Raw genomic sequence first — 15,635 nt, 5'->3', positions numbered from 1 at the left:
CAGAATGGGCGCCGTTTTCATGGTCATCACAGAAGGTCTTCGCCGTTTTGTCCCAACTCCCCATCGTCTCTGTGCTGCCCGAGCTGTTTGATGCCATCGACAGCCACGCCAGCGTGATACTGCAGGCCCCCCCGGGGGCGGGCAAGTCGACCCTGCTGCCCCTGGAGCTGGTGCGCCGAAACCGGCTGCCCGGCCGCATCATCATGCTGGAGCCCCGCCGTCTCGCGGCGCGCAACATAGCGGGCTTTCTGGCGCGCCAGCTCGGGGAGAAGGTGGGGGAGCGCATCGGGCTGCGGGTGCGGGGCGAGAGTCGCACCAGTGCCGCGACCCGGCTCGAGATAGTGACCGAGGGGGTGCTGACCCGGATGTTGCAGCAGGACCCCGAGCTTAGCGGGGTGTCGCTCGTCATTTTCGATGAATTCCACGAGCGCAGCCTGCATGCCGATACCGCCCTGGCCTTCGCCATCGAGAGCCAGCAGGGGCTGCGCGATGATCTCAAGCTGCTCATCATGTCCGCCACCCTGGATGGCATGGCGCTGGAGGCCCTGTTGCCGGACGCCCCTGTGATCCGCTCCGAGGGGCGCGGCTTCCCCATCGACTACCACTACCGCCCCGCCAATCGCCAGCAGTGGCTGGAGCCCCAGGTGGGCGCCGTGGTGCTGGAGGCGCTGGCGGCCCACGCCGGCAGCGCCCTGGTGTTCCTGCCGGGACAGGGGGAGATAGAGCGGCTCGCCCAGTGGCTGGAGGGGCGCCTGCCGGATGACGTGCGCCTCGCCCCCCTCTACGGCCGCCTCGACATGGCGGCCCAGCAGGCGGCCATAGAGCCCGCTCCGGCGGGGCGTCGCAAGCTGGTGCTCACCACCAATGTGGCGGAAACCTCCCTCACCATAGAGGGGGTCTCTGTGGTGATCGACAGCGGGCTGGAGCGGCGGGCTTCCTTCGATCTGAGAAGCGGCGTCACCCGGCTGGAGACCCGTCAGATTGCCAGGGCCTCCGCCACCCAGCGGGCCGGCCGTGCCGGCCGTCTCGGCCCCGGGGTCTGCTACCGGCTGTGGAGCGCCGAGGTGCAGGAGCGCCTCGCCGAGCAGAGCCCGCCGGACATCCTCACCCAGGAGCTGACCGGCCTGCTGCTGGACGCCGCCCAGTGGGGGGCCAAGGTAGAAGATCTGCCGCTGCTGGACATGCCCCCCGCCCCTGCGGTGGCGAGCGCCCGTAGCCTGCTGGTGGCCCTTGGCGCCATGAAGCCGGAGGCTGAGCAACAACTCACTCCGGCCGGCCGCACCATGGCCGCCTTCGGCACTCATCCCCGGCTGGCGCGCATGCTGTTGCGGGCCCGGGAGCTGGAGGCCGAGGGTCTGACAGGGATTGTCGCCGATGCGGTATTCCTGGTGGCGCTGCTGGAAGAAGATCTGCGAGGATCTGAGCGCCTTTCCGTGCTCTTCCATCGCCGTCTGGGGGCCCTGCGTCAGGGGGCCGCCCGCTGGTTCGAGCGGCTGGGGGCCCGCCCTGCCGGCGCCCAGGGGCAGTGGCTGGGGCTGCTGTGCGCCCTCGCCTGGCCGGACAGGATCGGCAAGCTGCGCGGCGGCAGCCGCTATCAACTCAGTGGTGGGATCAGCTGCGATCTGGTAGAAGGTCACCCATGTCAGGGACAAGGGGCCCTGATCGCCATCGAGATGGGGCAGAACGATCGCGGCAGCCGCATCTTCATCGCCGAGCCGGTGGCGCTGGACGAGCTGGTGCGCCAGCTGCCGGAGCTGGTGAGCGAGCGCCAGTGGTTCGACTGGGACGAGCGCGAGGAGCGGGTGCGGGCCGAGCGCCAGCAGGTGATCGGCGAACTGGTGCTCGGCCAGCGGCCGCTGACCGAGCTGTCGGACGAGCAGAAGGGGCGCTGCCTGTTGCAGGGCATTCGTCGCAAGGGGCTGCACGTGCTGCCCTGGGACGAGGGCAGTGAAGGCTTGCTGGCACGATTGCGCTGCGCCCGCGACTGGCTGCCGGACGAGGGGTGGCCCGCTGTGGACGACGAGAGTCTGCTGGCCCGGCTGGAGGAGTGGCTCTTGCCAGCCCTGAGCGGCATGACCCGGCTGGAGCAGCTCAAGAGGCTCAACCTCTCGGATCTGCTGCGCCAGTCCCTGCCCTGGCCCTTGCCAAAACGGCTGGACGAGGCGCTGCCGAGCCACTTCAGTGCGCCGACCGGCAGCTGGGTGCGGATCCGCTATCAGCCGGGGCAGGCCCCGGTGATCCCGGTGCGCATCCAGGAGATGTTCGGGCAGGGCACCACCCCCTGCGTGGCCGATGGCCGGGTGCCCCTGGTGGTGGAGCTGCTCTCCCCGGCCCAGCGGCCGCTGCAGATCACCGCCGATCTCGCCGCCTTCTGGGCGGGCTCCTACGAGCAGGTGAAGAAAGAGATGAAGGGGCGTTACCCCCGTCACTACTGGCCGGACAATCCCCTGGAGGCCATGCCGACCCGGGTCACCAAGAAGAAGATGGGGTTGTAGGTGGGGGCTGGCATGGGGAAGCCCAACGCCAGCAGACGGCCCTCACCCTCTCCCAGGGGGAGAGGAAACCGAGCGAGTCTGGTGTTTGCTCCCTTCTCCTCTCCCTTTTTCAACGACATGGGAGAAGGGTTGGGATGAGGGGGCATCCCTTTGCCTGGCGAAGCGAAACCCAGGATCCTGGTTCGATTGGTTAAGCCCGATCGGACGTTCGCGCATGCGACATCACAAGTAGAAAGGAAAGCAAAGAGGAATTATGGCAACGCAACAACGCAAGCGTACCCCCAAGAAGGCGGCGCCCAAGCGCACCATCTGGCGCACCCTGTTCTGGCTGGGCTTCAAGCTCTCCCTGGTGGTGGCGGCCTTCATGGTGGTCTTTGGTATCTACCTCGATACCAAGGTGCGCGAGCGCTTCGACGGGGAGAAGTGGCAGTTGCCCGTGATGGTCTACAGTCGCCCGCTGGAGCTCTACCCCAGCCAGCGGCTCTCCCAGACCCAGATGCTGCGGGAGCTCAACATGCTGAGCTACAAGCAGGTGCGCCAGCCCCACACCCCGGGGGAGTATGCCGTGAGCGGCAACCGCATCGAGCTGGTCCGCCGTCCGTTCGAGTTCCATGACGGTGCCGACGGCGCCCGTGGCCTGCGTCTCACCTTCAACGGGGCGCGGCTGGAGGGGATCCAGTCCCTGGAGAACCAGCGTCAGCTAGGTTATGCCCAGATGGACCCGGTGTTGCTGGATCGTCTCAATACAGAGGATCGGGAGGATCGCCTGCTGGTACGCCTCTCCGAGGTGCCGGACAGCCTGCTGGTCACCCTGCTGACCACAGAGGATCGGGACTTCTACCAGCACGGCGGCGTTTCCCCGGTGGCCATCATGCGCGCCATGGCAGCCAACCTGCTGGCGGGTCGTACCGTGCAGGGGGGCAGTACCCTCACCCAGCAGCTCGCCAAGAACTTCTTCCTGACCCGGGAGCGCAGCCTGTGGCGCAAACTGCAGGAAGCCTATATGGCGGTGCTCATCGACTACCGCTACAGCAAGGACGAGATCCTGGAGGCCTACCTCAACGAGGTCTATCTGGGGCAGAACTTCTCGCAAGGGGTCTATGGCTTCGGGCTCGCCTCCTACTTCTACTTCGGCATCCCGGTCAACGAGCTGGACATCGATCAGGTGGCCCTGCTGGTGGGCATGGTGAAGGGACCCTCCTATTACGATCCCTGGCGCTTCCCCGAGCGGGCCAAGGCGCGTCGGGATCTGGTGCTCAAGCTGCTGATGGATCACGGCAGCCTGACCCAGGCCGAGTATGAGCTGGCCAGCAAGCAGCCCCTTGGCATCATCACCCGGGGCCAGATGAGCTATGGCCGCACCCCGGCCTTCATGGGGCTGCTCAAGCGGGAGATCCAGAACCGCTTCGGCCCGGATCTGCTCAAGCAGTCCGGCCTCAAGATCTTCACCAGCCTGGATCCCATCGCCCAGCACGCTGCCGAGCAGGCGGTGCAGACCGGCCTCGCCACCATAGAGAAGCAGCGCGGCAAGAAGAAGCTGGAGGCGGCCATGGTGGTCTCCGACTGGCACAAGGGCGAGGTGGTCGCCATGGTGGGGGGACGGGATCCCCGTTACGCCGGCTTCAACCGTGCCCTGGATGCCCGTCGCCAGATAGGCTCCCTGGTGAAACCGGCTGTCTATCTCACCGGTCTCTCCAACGGCCTGACCCTGGGCACGCCGCTGAAAGATCAGCCGATCCGCATCCGCGGTCAGGATGGCCAGATCTGGACGCCGCAGAACTACGATCGCAAGTTCCGCCAGAGCGTGCCGCTGATGGAGGCGCTCGCCAGCTCCCTCAACGTGCCGACCGTCAACCTGGGGATGCAGGTGGGGCTCGACAAGGTGGTGGACACCCTGCACAAGCTGGGGGTCCAGCAGGAGATCCAGCCTTATCCGTCTCTGGTGCTGGGGGCGGTGGCGCTCTCCCCCATGGAGGTGAACCAGATGTATCTGCCCATCGCCAACCAGGGGCTGACCCAGCCGCTGTCGGCCATTCGTGCCGTGGTGAACGGCGATGGCAGCCAGCTCTATCAGCATGACGAGACCGCCAAGCGGGTGACGGATCCCCAGGCCAGCTGGCTGACCCTGTTCGCCATGACCAAGACGGTGAGCCAGGGCACGGCCCGGGCGCTCGGCGCCAAGTTCCCCGGCGCCACCATGGCCGCCAAGACAGGGACTACCAACGAGCTGCGGGACTCCTGGTTTGCCGGTATGGACAACAACGAGCTGGTGAGCGTCTGGGTCGGCCGGGATGACAACCAGCCCGCCGGGCTGACCGGGGCCAGCGGTGCCTTGCAGCTGTTCAGCGGCTACATGAGCCAGCGCGGCGTCAACAGCCTGGGGCTGAAGATGCCGGAAGGGGTGAGCTGGGCCAGCTTCTCCCGCGCGAGCGGCGCCCGGGTCGCCAGCGACTGTCCCGGCAGCCTGCAGGTGCCGGCCAAGCTGGCGGGGCTCGGGGCTCCGGCAAGCTGCGCCAGCCCTGTCTCCAACCCGGTCAACGCGCTGGATGACTGGTTCGGCGGCTTCTTCAACTAACGAAAACGGGCAGCCCTGGCTGCCCGTTTTACAAGGATTGCCATGACACTTCCCCTGCTCGGCGGCATTCACCATGTGGCCATCATCGCCAGCGACTATGATCGCTCGCGCCACTTCTACCACCAGGTGCTGGGGCTGCCCATACTGGCGGAGACCCTGCGGGAGGCCCGCCACTCCTGGAAGCTGGATCTGGCGCTGCCGGATGGCAGCCAGCTTGAGCTGTTCAGCTTTCCCGCCCCCCCTGCACGCCCCTCCAGGCCGGAGGCGTGCGGCCTGCGGCACCTGGCGTTTCGGGTGCGGGCGCTCGAACCCGTCATCGCCCATCTGGAGCGCCACGGGGTGGCCGTGGAGCCGGTACGGGTGGACGAGCTGACCGGCAGTCGCTTCACCTTCTTCGCAGATCCGGACGGCCTGCCGCTGGAGCTCTACGAGGTCGATGCGGAGCCGGCATGAGCGGGCTTTGCATCAGCATGAGTGCGCAAGAGAGCCGCCTGGCAAACACCGGGCGGCTTTTTTCATGGGGTCAGGCCGTGGTCAGCAGGGCCACGGCGACGGCCATCACCAGGATGCCGACCCAGCCGACGGGCTTGAGGCGCTCGCCAAACAGCAGCAGGCCGCCGAGGGCGGTGCCCAGGATGCCGATGGCGCCCCAGGTGGCATAGGCCACGGCGAGATCTATCCTGCCGGTGCTCACCGCCTCACTGAGCAGGGTAAAGGCACAGAGCACCAGCAGTATGCCGAGCAGGCCCCAGCCCTTGTGGCGAAAGCCGAGGGAGCGGTTGATGGCCATGTTGGCCCCCACATCCAGCAGGGCGGCGCCCAGTACGATGATCAACGGGTGCATGGAAGCTCCTTGGCCGTAGTTGCATCAAGCGGCTCGGCATGGGTTTCCCCCAGGGTCACCATAACAATGCCCACTATTGCCAGCGCCAGCCCTATCCACTCCTGCACACTCAGCTCGTAGCCCAGGAACAGCACGGAGACGGCGGTGATCAGGGCGATTCCCAGCCCCTCCCACAACGCGAACGCAATACCAATGGAGATTGTTTTGGCGGCCTTGGCCAGCAGCAGGTAGGAGAGGGCGATGAGCAGCCACATCGGCAGATGGTGGAGCCAGCCGGTCTCACTCTCCGGGATCAGGGCCATGGTGGAGGTGCCTGCCACCTCGGTCAGGATGGCCCCCGTCAGGAAGAGGCGGGCCAAAAGCAGGGGACTGAATGACATGGGGTTTCCTTCTGTTGCTGCGACGAGGGAGAGGATAGCCGCAGCCGGGGCAGAGCTGGGTATCGCTGAGCGTCGATAATTACGGCGCTACGGGTTTGCCTTGAGGAAGGGGGGCGGCGTAAGGTGAAGATGGAACAAGCTGCCACCAGAGCGCGACCATGAAGCTTTATCAGATACAACTCTTTGTAGAATCAGCAGACAGTGGTTCGATTGCCAATGCCGCCAGACGCCTTGGCAAGAGCCGGAGCGCCGTCAGCACGGCGATCGCCTCCCTGGAAGTGGAGCTTGGCGTCGACCTTTTTGAACGAGGTGCCAACCAGAGCCGACTCACCGAGATAGGGGAGCAGGTGCTGGACGACTGCCGGCGGCTGCTGCAGGCGGCCAACAGCCTCAAGCTCAAGTGCGAGCACCACGCCTCCGGGGCCGAGGTGGCGCTGCGGGTAGCGCGGGACGACGCCATTCCGGAGCCGGTCTGGCGCGAGATGCTGGGGGCGCTGCGCCACCAGTTTCCCGGTACCAGCATCTCCCTGGTGCTGGCCTCGCCCCCCGAACTGCCAGCCCTGGTGGAGGAGGGGTTCGTGGATGCCGCCTTCGGCCTCATCACCGAGGATCAGGAGCGTAGCGGCCTCAACATAGACGTGCTCAACCCCATCCGCACCCTGATGGTGGTGGCGCCCAGCCACCCGCTGGCGGGGTTGAAACGGGTGCTGCAGCAGGATCTCACCGATCAGACCCAGGTCACCCTCTCCTATGTGGACGAGTTCTCGGTCAAGAGCCTGCTCCCCATCGGCGGCCAGCACATCGGGTTGTCGAGCTTCGAGCTGATGCGGGATGCCGTGCTGGACGGTCTCGGCTGGGCGGTGCTGCCCTCACCGCTGATCCAGAGCCAGCTGCGCCAGGGGGAGCTGCTGACCCTGAAGCACAAGTTCAGCCTGCAGTGGCGCGATTACGGGGTCTATCTGTCGGAGAACGCCCATCACGGCAAGGTGCTGGCCTGGCTGAAGAAGGCCATCGAGGCCTACCTCGAACCCTTCGAGTAGCCCCTTTCGGGAGGAGAACGACAACAGGGGCCGCTGGCCCCTGTTGCTTGAGACGGCTAGGGGTCAGCGCAGGGCGTGACGGGGGGCGGGCTGGCGCTGGCGAAAGGGCAGCAGGAGCAGGCCGAGCAGCAGATCCCCCAGCAGGGATGCGAGCAGTCCCGCCGCCACACCGCAGAAGATGGCGGCCTGCTTGAGGGGCACCACATAGCCGTAGTTGCGCAGGGTGTCCTGCCAGAGCTGGGAGTCCGCCTGCAACAGCAGGTGGGAGACTTGCAGATACCAGGACCTATCCTGGAAGGCGCGCTCCTGCTGCAGGTGGCGCTGCTGGCTCACCAGTTGCTGCAGGCTGGTGGCATCCTGGGTGAAGACGGGATCCTGGCTGGCGCCGTAATGGGCGACCAGGGCGTCGAGATCGCCGCCAAAGTGCTGATCCGCAGTGCGCTGGAAGGGGGCCAGACTGAGGCCGGCCTGCTGCAGGCGCGCATCCAGCCTCTGGTAGTAGAGATCGACGATCCCCGGTATCTGCACGCCCGCCAGCAAACCGAGGGCAAACAACATCATGCGAAGGTAGCTGCGCATAGCCATCATCCTGAGTAAAAAGAGCCTCATACTAGCCGCAAGCCCCTGGCGCGCCAAGGTGCTGCTGGCCGCTCCCGCATCCGGGGGGGCTGGGCGGGTATAAACAAGATTCAATAGAGCATGGTTTGTTACATGAATTCTTACATTTTTGTGATTCAAGTCACCGGGAGGCTGGCCTAGAATCACCGCTTTTTGAAGGAAGGCTCGGCATGAGCAAGTTCATACCTTTCTATCTGATCGGGGGCCTGATTGCCCTCAGTTGGGCCACCCTGCCGGGTCATGGCCCCTGGGATCACTGGGATCTCGCCACCTTCCAGCTGGTCAATGGCTGGCTGGGTGAATCCGCCCGCTGGGCCGATCTGGTGGCCATCACCAACAATCGCCTGTTCGATCTGGCCGCCCTGGGCTGCATGGGGCTGATCCTGGCCACCTGCTTCTTCCGGGCCCAGGGTGAGGAGCGCCGTCGCCTGGTGGCCATGGGGATCGTCATGTTGCTGGGGGCCCTGGTGATCAATCAGCTCGGCCACCTGCTGCCGGTCAGCCGTCCCAGCCCCACCCTGATGGTGGACGGGGCACTGCGGCTGACCGAGCTCAGCACCATCCCGACCAAGGACTCTGCGGGCGACAGCTTCCCCGGTGATCATGCGCTGTTTTTGATGATCTTCGCCGGCTTTGCCCTGCGTTACCTGCCGCGCCGGGCCGCGGTGATCACCGTGCTGATGGTGCCCCTGTTCTCGGCTCCCCGCATCCTCGCCGGTGCCCACTGGCTGACGGACGTCTATGTCGGCGCCCTCTGCCTCGCCCTCATCTGCCTGCCGCCCTTGCTGTTGACCCCATTGTCGGATCGGCTGATCGACCGCCTGGCTCCCAGGTTGCCCCGCTGGATCGCCGGAACGCCTTGTTGCTTGAGTAACGGAGGGCAATAAAAAGAAGGCGGGTGACCGCCTTCTTTTGCTTATGCCCATCGGTGCTGTGGTCGTCGCGAAATGACCAGGACTACGCCCGATGAGTGCGGGCTTGTGCCCTCAACGACAAGTATTGGCAGAGTCATTCGAGCTTTACCATCAGAAACTGACGGGGCAAAACGTTTGCATCCGATGAAAGCGTGATCCAGACCAGGATCTTTTCTGTGGGCTGCCTTAGAATCGCCGCCCGTTGCTGGAGGTCCCCCTATGCTTGTCACTTTTCTGCGCCTGTTGTTCATCGGTTGCGCCCTGGTCTTTATCTTCATGCTGATCCACGCCTGGTGGCACAAGCGGCGCCGGGGCGAGCTGGAGTCCACCCCCTTCTGGCCGGTGGCGGCCATCGGCTTCGTCGCCAACTTTCTCGACACCCTTGGGGTCGGCAGCTTCGCGGTCAAGACCGCCTGCTACAAGCAGTTCAAGCTGATCGACGATCGCCTGCTGCCGGGCACCCTCAACGGTCAGTGCGTGCTGCCGACCGTGACCCAGTCCCTCATCTTCATCGGCGTGGTCAAGGTGGATCCGCTCACCCTCATCAGCATGATGGCCGCCGCCGCCGCGGGTGCCGCCTGGGGGGCCCGTCATGTGGCCTCGTTCGATCGCCAGACCATCAGGCTGGTGATGGCGGTCTCCCTGCTGGTGGTGGCCGGACTCATCTTCGCCGGCCTGCTGGGTCTGTTCCCGCTCGGGGGCGAGGCCATGGGGCTCAGTGGCTACAAGCTCGGAATAGCCCTGCTCGGCAACTTCCTGTTCGGGGTGCTGATGAATGTGGGCATCGGCCTGTTTGCCCCCTGCATGACGCTGGTCTATCTGCTGGGGATGAACCCGCTGGCGGCCTTCCCCATCATGATGGGGTCCACCGCCGTGCTCAGCGTCTTCTCGGCGGGCACCTTCATCCGCAAGGGGGCCTTCGATGCCAGGGCCGTGCTGGCGGTGGCCCTCTTCGGCCCCATCGGTGTGGTACTGGCGGCCATGCTGGTACAGTCCATGGACATGGAGATGCTCAAATGGCTGGTGGCCTTCATCGTCATCTACACCTCCTGGACCATGTACGCCTCCTGGCAGGCGGCGCGCCGTCAGCCCGAGTCTCGGCTGGCCGGTGCCGCCAGCTAGCTGACACCTGGAGGCTGGCGAGGAGTTATCTCGCCCGTCTGAAGCCACTGCGTCGCCGAGGCAGAAGGCCTGCCCCTGACTCGCCGCCACTGCTCAGGGGCCGCTGACTGGAGGCGACCAGGGCGGCCTCGGCCTTGGCCCCGAGGAAGACATAGAGCCCCAGCGCCAGCAGCAATCCCACGGCACAACCCATCACCCCCACCGCAGGCCAGAGCAGTTCGTTCTGGCCGAGGGATCCATTGAACAGCAGCAAGAGCCCCTCGATGGAGACCGCAATCAGGATGGCGGCGATGAAGCGGGTGATGGTGCGGCGAATGGCGCTGTGGCGGAAGATATCCTTATGCAGCAGCACCTCCTCCTCCAGTATGGTCTTGCCGAGATCGAACACCGCCAGCGCCAGGGTCAGGAAGATGATGGCGCTGAAGGCGCCGAGCCGGTTCTGCTGGGTGCCGCACAGCAGCAGATAGAGCTGCTCGAGGCCATGCCAGATCAGGGTTCCCACGATGAGAAACAGCGCCAGGCTCAGGATCACGTAGACGGCCCTGAACCAGGGGATGGCGCGGCGCCGCTCCCTGTCCCCCATCAGCCAGGCGATCAGCTGGTGCAGATTGATCTCAAGCTCGCGGCCATGACCCTGCACCCTCAGCCTCAACTGCCCCTGGGGGGCCGGAATGGGGGGCAGGATCCTCGCGCTTGCCTGGCTCTGGCCCAGGCTCTGCACGCTCAGCACGAAGGGATAGCCCTTGAGGGCCTCCTGGGGGAGGGTGAGCAGTCCCAGCAACAGGGGGGTCAACTCGGTTTCGTACTCCTGATAGCGCCGCAGCACATCGATGGGGCTCATCTCTGCCATATGGACCTCGGTCAAGTGGGCTCCTGAGTAAGGCAGTGCAAATAGTGGGCCCGCTTTATGACAGCCAGTGTGGCCGCGAATGCACCAGCAAGTGGCAAACGCCGGCGAGAAGAGAGAGGGGGCTGCACCAGAAGGGGGCTCTTGGCAAGACGAGGCGACGGAGGTAACAAAAAAGGGCCCTTCGCGGGCCCTTGGTTCATGCTGGCAGGGCTCAGCCCGCCAGTTTGGCGAAGCTGCGCTCGGCGGCGGCCAGGGTGTGTTCGATCTCCTTGTCACCGTGGGCCAGGGAGAGGAAGCCCGCCTCGTAGGCGCTCGGCGCCAGATAGACACCCTCTTCCAGCATGAGATGGTAGAAGCGCTTGAAGCGCTCCATGTCGCAGCGGGTGACCTGCTCGTAGCGGGTGATCTCGCTCTCTTCGGTGAAGAAGAAGCCGAACATGCCACCCACGTAGTTGATGGCGAGCGGGATGCCGTGCCTGGCGGCGGCCGCTTTCAGCCCTTCCGCCACCCGGGCCGTCTTGTCGCTCAGCTGCTCGTAGAGGCCCGGTTCCAGCAGCAGGTCCAGCATGGTCAGGCCGGCGGCCATGGCCACAGGGTTGCCGGAGAGGGTGCCCGCCTGATAGACGGGGCCGGTCGGGGCTATGTATTGCATCACCTTCTTCTTGCCGCCGAAGGCGCCCACCGGCATGCCGGCCCCGATGATCTTGCCGAGGGTGGTCAGATCCGGGTCTATGTTGTAGTGACCCTGGGCGCCGCGCAGGGAGACGCGGAAGCCGGTCATCACTTCGTCCAGGATCAGCAGGGCACCGAACTCGTCGCAGATGTCGCGAAGTCCTTCCAGGAAGCCGGGCACCGGCGGGATGCAATTCATGTTGCCCGCCACCGGCTCGACTATGATGCAGGCGATCTCGCTGCCGTACTGGGTGAAGGCCTCGCGCACCGAGTCCAGGTCGTTGAACACGCAGGTGAGAGTGTGCTTGGCAAAGTCGGCCGGAACGCCCGGGCTGTTGGGCTGACCCAGGGTCAGGGCGCCGGAACCCGCCTTCACCAGCAGGGAGTCGGCGTGGCCGTGGTAGCAGCCCTCGAACTTGACGATCTTGTCCCGGCCGGTGAAGCCACGGGCGAGGCGGATGGCGCTCATGGTCGCTTCGGTGCCGGAGTTGACCATCCGCACCTGCTCCATGGAGGGCACTATCTGGCGTACCTTCTCGGCCATCAGCACTTCGATCTCGGTGGGGGCGCCGTAGCTCAGCCCCTTCTCAACGGCCTTGATGACGGCGGCCTTGATGGCCGGGTGGTTGTGACCCAGCAGCATGGGGCCCCAGGAGCCGATGTAGTCCACATAGGCCTGGCCGTCCACGTCATAGAGGTAGGCGCCATCGGCGTGATCGATGAAGCGGGGTGTGCCGCCGACCCCATTGAAGGCGCGGACCGGTGAGTTGACGCCGCCCGGAATGGTCTGGCGGGCCTGTTCAAACAGCTGATCTGATTTTGACATGGATCATCCTTAATGGGATTTTGGTCGTCACCCGGGCGCAGGCGGTCGATTGCGGCTCGGCAGGCTGTGGTGGGAGGAGTATGCTTTGCGCTCTCGCCACCCGGACTCCCGGTCTGCACCCGTGATAAATGAAACGGGCCGACTATAGCAGAAAGGCCCTGTGCTGGGCAGCCGAGCCGAGGCCGGGTGTTTTCCGACCCTCGTTAGATGAGCGTGAATACCCATGGTGCAACAAGCTATCCCCCCTCGCGAGGCGACCACACAAGGCCGCCCTCCTGCCCTGCAGCGCCTGATCCGGCGGGACAAGATGCCGCTGCTGGTGCTCTTGCTGGCCGCCCTGGTCGGGGTTCTGGCCGGACTGGTCTGCGGGTTGTTTGAATCCGGTGTGCACTGGCTGGCACAGCAGCGAGTCCTGCTGCTGGCGGATCGCCCCTGGTGGCAACTCGGTCTGCTGGGCTTTGGTTTCAGCGCCCTGCTGGGGTTTGTCGGCTACTTCCTCACTCACACCTTCGCCCCGGAAGCGGGTGGCTCCGGCATTCCCGAGATCGAGGGGGCCATGGACGAGCTGCGCCCGGTGCGCTGGTGGCGGGTCTTGCCGGTCAAGTTTTTCGGCGGCATCTGTACCCTGAGTTCCGGCATGGTATTGGGGCGGGAGGGGCCCTCGGTACAGATCGGCGGCAACCTTGGCAAGATGGTGGCGGACATCTTCCGCCTGCCGAAGGAGCATGGTCACGCCCTGCTGGCGGCGGGGGCAGCGGGCGGTCTGGCTGCCGCCTTCAATGCGCCGCTGGCGGGGATACTCTTCGTGATGGAGGAGATGCGGCCGCAGTTCCGTTACTCCTTCCTCGCCATCAAGGCGGTGGGGATCTCGGCCGTCATGGCGACCCTGATGCTGCAGAACATGAAGGGGCAGGCGCCTGTCATCAGCCTGTCCCACTACGACGCCCCGGCCCTGAAGGCGCTCTGGCTCTTCCTCTTCATGGGGGGCTGTTTCGGCGTGCTGGGCTTCGTGTTCAACAAGCTGGTGCTCGCCTGTCAGGACGGCTATCTGGCCCTGCACCAGAACAAGCGTCACCGCTTCGTCGCCATCGGCATGGTGGTGGCGGGGACCTTCGGCGTGCTGTCGCTGTTTGCCCCCTCGGTGACCGGTGGGGGAACCGAGCTGATCCCTCATCTGGTGGGGAGCGACTATGGGATGGCGACCCTCTTCCTCATCTTCTCGGTGCGACTGATCGCCACCTTCGTCTGCTTTTGTTCGGGCGCCCCCGGCGGCGTCTTCGCCCCGACCCTGGCACTCGGCACCCTGTTCGGGGTGGTCTTCGGTCACCTGTTCCATGCGGCCTTTCCCGATCTGGGCATAGAGCCCGGCGCCTTCGCCATCGCCGGCATGGGAGCGCTGTTTGCCGCCACAGTGCGGGCCCCCATCACCGGCATAGTGCTGGTGACCGAGATGACGGACAACTATCAGCTGATCCTGCCCATGATGATCACCACCATAGGAGCCACCCTAGTGGCGCAGTGGTTGGGAGGGCGTCCCATCTACTCCCAGATCCTGGAGCGAACTTTACGGCTTGCGGCGCGTCAAAAGCGGGGAGACGGCAGCGTGGCTGCCAGTTAACTCCTTGTTTATCCGTATCAATCCGGCAAGGTCGCGTATAGTGAAGGGAGACAGGCCGTGGTATGGCGTGCTAATAGAAGAGGCCCTATGTCCCAAATCGTGAAGGTATTGGTGGTGCTGGCGGTGGGGGCCTGCATCGGCTATTTCATCGGGAATCGGCAAGAGCTGGCACAGAGCAGTCTGCTGACGGTGCAGCAAGAGACCCTGGAGCGGCAGAGCAAGGCCATAGGCCAGCTCAAGACGGATCTGGGGGTCAAGGAGACCTTGCTGGCGACCCAGAAGGCGGCCTTCGAACAGCTGCAGAAGACCCTCAAGGATCAGGAGGCCCAGGTACAGGAGCAGAAGCGCCAGCTGGCCTTCTTCGAGCGGATCATGCGTCCTACCGGTGATCAGGTAGGGGTGACCATCGACAACCTGACCCTGCAGGAAACCAGCGTGCCGGGTCGCTATCACTATCGTCTGGCCCTGACCCAGCCCGCCAAGAAGCGGGAGCTGTTCCGAGGCCAGGTACAAATCAGGGTCGAAGGCAGTCTGGCAGACCAGCCCAGGATCCTCAGCGGGCGTGAGCTTGGCATGAAGGTCGGGGAGGGGCGCTATGCGCTGCGCTACTTCCAGCTGCTCGAAGGCAACTGGCAACTGCCAACAGGCTTTGTGCCGGATCGGGTGAGGATCATCATCGCCAAGGAGGGGCGCCAGCCGGCCCAGGAGTTGCTGGCGGAGTGGAGTGAGGTACTCAAGCCTCTGGTGACCCAACCAGCACCCTTGCCCGTGGTGCAGTAAGAGAGTGGTGAATACTTGAACTAAATGGTCGGGTATTGGATAATTTCGCGGTTTCCATGTTTGTGGATGTAATGGTTGTGAGGTCAGTAATGAGTGCAGTAGCAGAAGCCCCGTTGCCAATCCAGATGACGGATGCGGCGGCGAACAAGGTAAAGACCTTGATTACCGAAGAAGAAAATCCCGAGCTCAAGTTGCGGGTCTACATCACTGGGGGGGGCTGCTCCGGTTTCCAGTACGGTTTCACCTTTGACGAAAAGATCAACGACGGGGATACCGTGGTCGAGAAGAGCGGCGTGACCATGGTGATCGATCCCATGAGCCTGCAGTATCTGGTTGGTGGCAGCGTGGACTACACCGAAGGTCTGGAAGGCTCCCGCTTTACCGTGACCAACCCCAACGCCTCGACCACCTGTGGTTGTGGCTCCAGCTTCTCCATCTGATTGGTCAGCAGCACACATTTGAAAGGGTCCGGCAGGGCCCTTTTCTATTTGCGCATCTCTCCCTCATATATGAACCCACTCTATATAGAGCCGGCAGCCTAGTCTGAGCGGCCCGGGTGCTGCCGAAAGTGACCTCTTATGAGCCCTATGGCGAAGGTGTTTTGCACGATCTGGTTGCGGATTAAACACTTGAACGTCTTTCTCAAAAAAACACATAGTTTTTGCTTGTCAGAAAGAATCAGATCCCTATAATGCGCCTCCATCAGCACGGCGCAGTGCGCTGCTGGTCTGGCTTGCAAAGCAACCCAGTGAGGGTTATAGTTTCAGACCCTGCTCTTTAACAATTTGAATCAAGCAATCTGTGTGGGCACTCACAGCATCGAGCATCAAAAACAATTTTTGATTTTCAATGTCTGGTGAAGTGACCAGGACAACTTCGGTTGTCACAGTTTATTTCAGCA

14 protein-coding genes are annotated in these 15,635 nt (G+C 64.3%); 9 read left to right on the top strand and 5 right to left on the bottom strand.

Translation table 11 applies throughout. The annotated features are described in order from the left end of the window. Positions 1 to 47: 47 nt before the first annotated feature. The 3 genes from hrpB to gloA2 all read left to right on the top strand — a co-directional run bounded on the left by hrpB (position 48) and on the right by gloA2 (position 5,523). Positions 48 to 2,495 carry an ATP-dependent helicase HrpB gene (hrpB, locus tag AC3WR3_RS11585; RefSeq protein WP_492291909.1) on the top strand — a complete coding sequence of 816 codons (2,448 nt, stop codon included), beginning with the start codon at positions 48 to 50 and terminating at the stop codon, positions 2,493 to 2,495. Between the two features lie 253 nt (positions 2,496 to 2,748). After that, positions 2,749 to 5,070, top strand: coding sequence for a penicillin-binding protein 1B (gene mrcB, locus AC3WR3_RS11580; protein ID WP_139434074.1), 2,322 nt, complete (start codon positions 2,749 to 2,751; stop codon positions 5,068 to 5,070). Positions 5,071 to 5,112: 42 nt separating this feature from the next. Next, a complete protein-coding gene (gene gloA2, locus AC3WR3_RS11575) occupies positions 5,113 to 5,523 on the top strand; it encodes an SMU1112c/YaeR family gloxylase I-like metalloprotein (protein WP_429161143.1) in 411 nt (136 codons plus the stop codon). 70 nt (positions 5,524 to 5,593) lie between these two features. On the opposite strand, the gene AC3WR3_RS11570 is transcribed toward gloA2, so the two are convergent. Together AC3WR3_RS11570 and AC3WR3_RS11565 are read right to left on the bottom strand one after the other, a co-directional pair. Beyond that, on the bottom strand, positions 5,594 to 5,914 hold the full coding sequence (locus AC3WR3_RS11570; protein ID WP_025328187.1) for an SMR family transporter: 321 nt from the start codon (positions 5,912 to 5,914) through the stop codon (positions 5,594 to 5,596). Then, positions 5,902 to 6,294, bottom strand: coding sequence for a DMT family transporter (locus tag AC3WR3_RS11565; protein ID WP_139434076.1), 393 nt, complete (start codon positions 6,292 to 6,294; stop codon positions 5,902 to 5,904). The genes AC3WR3_RS11570 and AC3WR3_RS11565 overlap by 13 nt, the downstream gene beginning before the upstream one ends. 158 nt (positions 6,295 to 6,452) lie before the next feature. Between AC3WR3_RS11565 and AC3WR3_RS11560 the strand changes: the two genes are divergently transcribed. Then, on the top strand, positions 6,453 to 7,334 hold the full coding sequence (locus AC3WR3_RS11560) for a LysR family transcriptional regulator (protein WP_139434077.1): 882 nt from the start codon (positions 6,453 to 6,455) through the stop codon (positions 7,332 to 7,334). A gap of 63 nt (positions 7,335 to 7,397) precedes the next feature. On the opposite strand, the gene AC3WR3_RS11555 is transcribed toward AC3WR3_RS11560, so the two are convergent. Further along, a complete protein-coding gene (locus tag AC3WR3_RS11555) occupies positions 7,398 to 7,913 on the bottom strand; it encodes a DUF2937 family protein (RefSeq protein WP_492291908.1) in 516 nt (171 codons plus the stop codon). A 209-nt stretch (positions 7,914 to 8,122) separates the two neighbouring features. Between AC3WR3_RS11555 and AC3WR3_RS11550 the strand changes: the two genes are divergently transcribed. Together AC3WR3_RS11550 and AC3WR3_RS11545 are read left to right on the top strand one after the other, a co-directional pair. Further along, complete coding sequence (locus AC3WR3_RS11550; protein ID WP_429161149.1) at positions 8,123 to 8,839, top strand: phosphatase PAP2 family protein; 717 nt, start codon at positions 8,123 to 8,125, stop codon at positions 8,837 to 8,839. Between the two features lie 246 nt (positions 8,840 to 9,085). After that, positions 9,086 to 9,988 carry a TSUP family transporter gene (locus tag AC3WR3_RS11545; protein WP_371161796.1) on the top strand — a complete coding sequence of 301 codons (903 nt, stop codon included), beginning with the start codon at positions 9,086 to 9,088 and terminating at the stop codon, positions 9,986 to 9,988. Positions 9,989 to 10,013: 25 nt separating this feature from the next. On the opposite strand, the gene AC3WR3_RS11540 is transcribed toward AC3WR3_RS11545, so the two are convergent. Both AC3WR3_RS11540 and hemL read right to left on the bottom strand, forming a co-directional pair. Continuing rightward, positions 10,014 to 10,838: a hypothetical protein gene (locus AC3WR3_RS11540; RefSeq protein WP_492292009.1), complete on the bottom strand. Its 825-nt coding sequence runs from the start codon at positions 10,836 to 10,838 to the stop codon at positions 10,014 to 10,016. Positions 10,839 to 11,049: 211 nt separating this feature from the next. Then, on the bottom strand, positions 11,050 to 12,336 hold the full coding sequence (gene hemL, locus AC3WR3_RS11535; protein ID WP_492291907.1) for a glutamate-1-semialdehyde 2,1-aminomutase: 1,287 nt from the start codon (positions 12,334 to 12,336) through the stop codon (positions 11,050 to 11,052). A gap of 223 nt (positions 12,337 to 12,559) precedes the next feature. Here hemL and clcA point away from each other — a divergent pair, with 223 nt between their 5' ends. From clcA to erpA, 3 genes are all read left to right on the top strand, one after another. Then, positions 12,560 to 13,954 carry a H(+)/Cl(-) exchange transporter ClcA gene (gene clcA / locus AC3WR3_RS11530; RefSeq protein WP_492291906.1) on the top strand — a complete coding sequence of 465 codons (1,395 nt, stop codon included), beginning with the start codon at positions 12,560 to 12,562 and terminating at the stop codon, positions 13,952 to 13,954. 87 nt (positions 13,955 to 14,041) lie between these two features. Beyond that, positions 14,042 to 14,734, top strand: coding sequence for a DUF6776 family protein (locus tag AC3WR3_RS11525; protein WP_265436842.1), 693 nt, complete (start codon positions 14,042 to 14,044; stop codon positions 14,732 to 14,734). A gap of 89 nt (positions 14,735 to 14,823) precedes the next feature. Next, on the top strand, positions 14,824 to 15,174 hold the full coding sequence (erpA, locus tag AC3WR3_RS11520) for an iron-sulfur cluster insertion protein ErpA (protein ID WP_025328177.1): 351 nt from the start codon (positions 14,824 to 14,826) through the stop codon (positions 15,172 to 15,174). Positions 15,175 to 15,635 lie beyond the last annotated feature (461 nt).

The sequence above is a fragment of the Aeromonas sp. EU05-FHT14A05 genome (assembly GCF_058791175.1).
The sequence above is the reverse complement of the archived record's forward strand: the minus strand, read 5'-3'. Positions and strand labels throughout refer to the sequence as shown.

What these genes read in the sequence shown, in the direction of transcription:
- AC3WR3_RS11540 (WP_492292009.1), bottom strand. Translation starts at nt 10,838, where the DNA reads ATGGCAGAGATGAGCCCCATCGATGTGCTGCGGCGCTATCAGGAGTAC.
- mrcB (WP_139434074.1), top strand. Translation starts at nt 2,749, where the DNA reads ATGGCAACGCAACAACGCAAGCGTACCCCCAAGAAGGCGGCGCCCAAG.
- gloA2 (WP_429161143.1), top strand. Translation starts at nt 5,113, where the DNA reads ATGACACTTCCCCTGCTCGGCGGCATTCACCATGTGGCCATCATCGCC.
- AC3WR3_RS11555 (WP_492291908.1), bottom strand. Translation starts at nt 7,913, where the DNA reads ATGCGCAGCTACCTTCGCATGATGTTGTTTGCCCTCGGTTTGCTGGCG.
- AC3WR3_RS11570 (WP_025328187.1), bottom strand. Translation starts at nt 5,914, where the DNA reads ATGCACCCGTTGATCATCGTACTGGGCGCCGCCCTGCTGGATGTGGGG.
- AC3WR3_RS11550 (WP_429161149.1), top strand. Translation starts at nt 8,123, where the DNA reads ATGAGCAAGTTCATACCTTTCTATCTGATCGGGGGCCTGATTGCCCTC.
- AC3WR3_RS11560 (WP_139434077.1), top strand. Translation starts at nt 6,453, where the DNA reads ATGAAGCTTTATCAGATACAACTCTTTGTAGAATCAGCAGACAGTGGT.
- AC3WR3_RS11565 (WP_139434076.1), bottom strand. Translation starts at nt 6,294, where the DNA reads ATGTCATTCAGTCCCCTGCTTTTGGCCCGCCTCTTCCTGACGGGGGCC.
- hemL (WP_492291907.1), bottom strand. Translation starts at nt 12,336, where the DNA reads ATGTCAAAATCAGATCAGCTGTTTGAACAGGCCCGCCAGACCATTCCG.
- AC3WR3_RS11525 (WP_265436842.1), top strand. Translation starts at nt 14,042, where the DNA reads ATGTCCCAAATCGTGAAGGTATTGGTGGTGCTGGCGGTGGGGGCCTGC.
- AC3WR3_RS11545 (WP_371161796.1), top strand. Translation starts at nt 9,086, where the DNA reads ATGCTTGTCACTTTTCTGCGCCTGTTGTTCATCGGTTGCGCCCTGGTC.
- erpA (WP_025328177.1), top strand. Translation starts at nt 14,824, where the DNA reads ATGAGTGCAGTAGCAGAAGCCCCGTTGCCAATCCAGATGACGGATGCG.
- clcA (WP_492291906.1), top strand. Translation starts at nt 12,560, where the DNA reads ATGGTGCAACAAGCTATCCCCCCTCGCGAGGCGACCACACAAGGCCGC.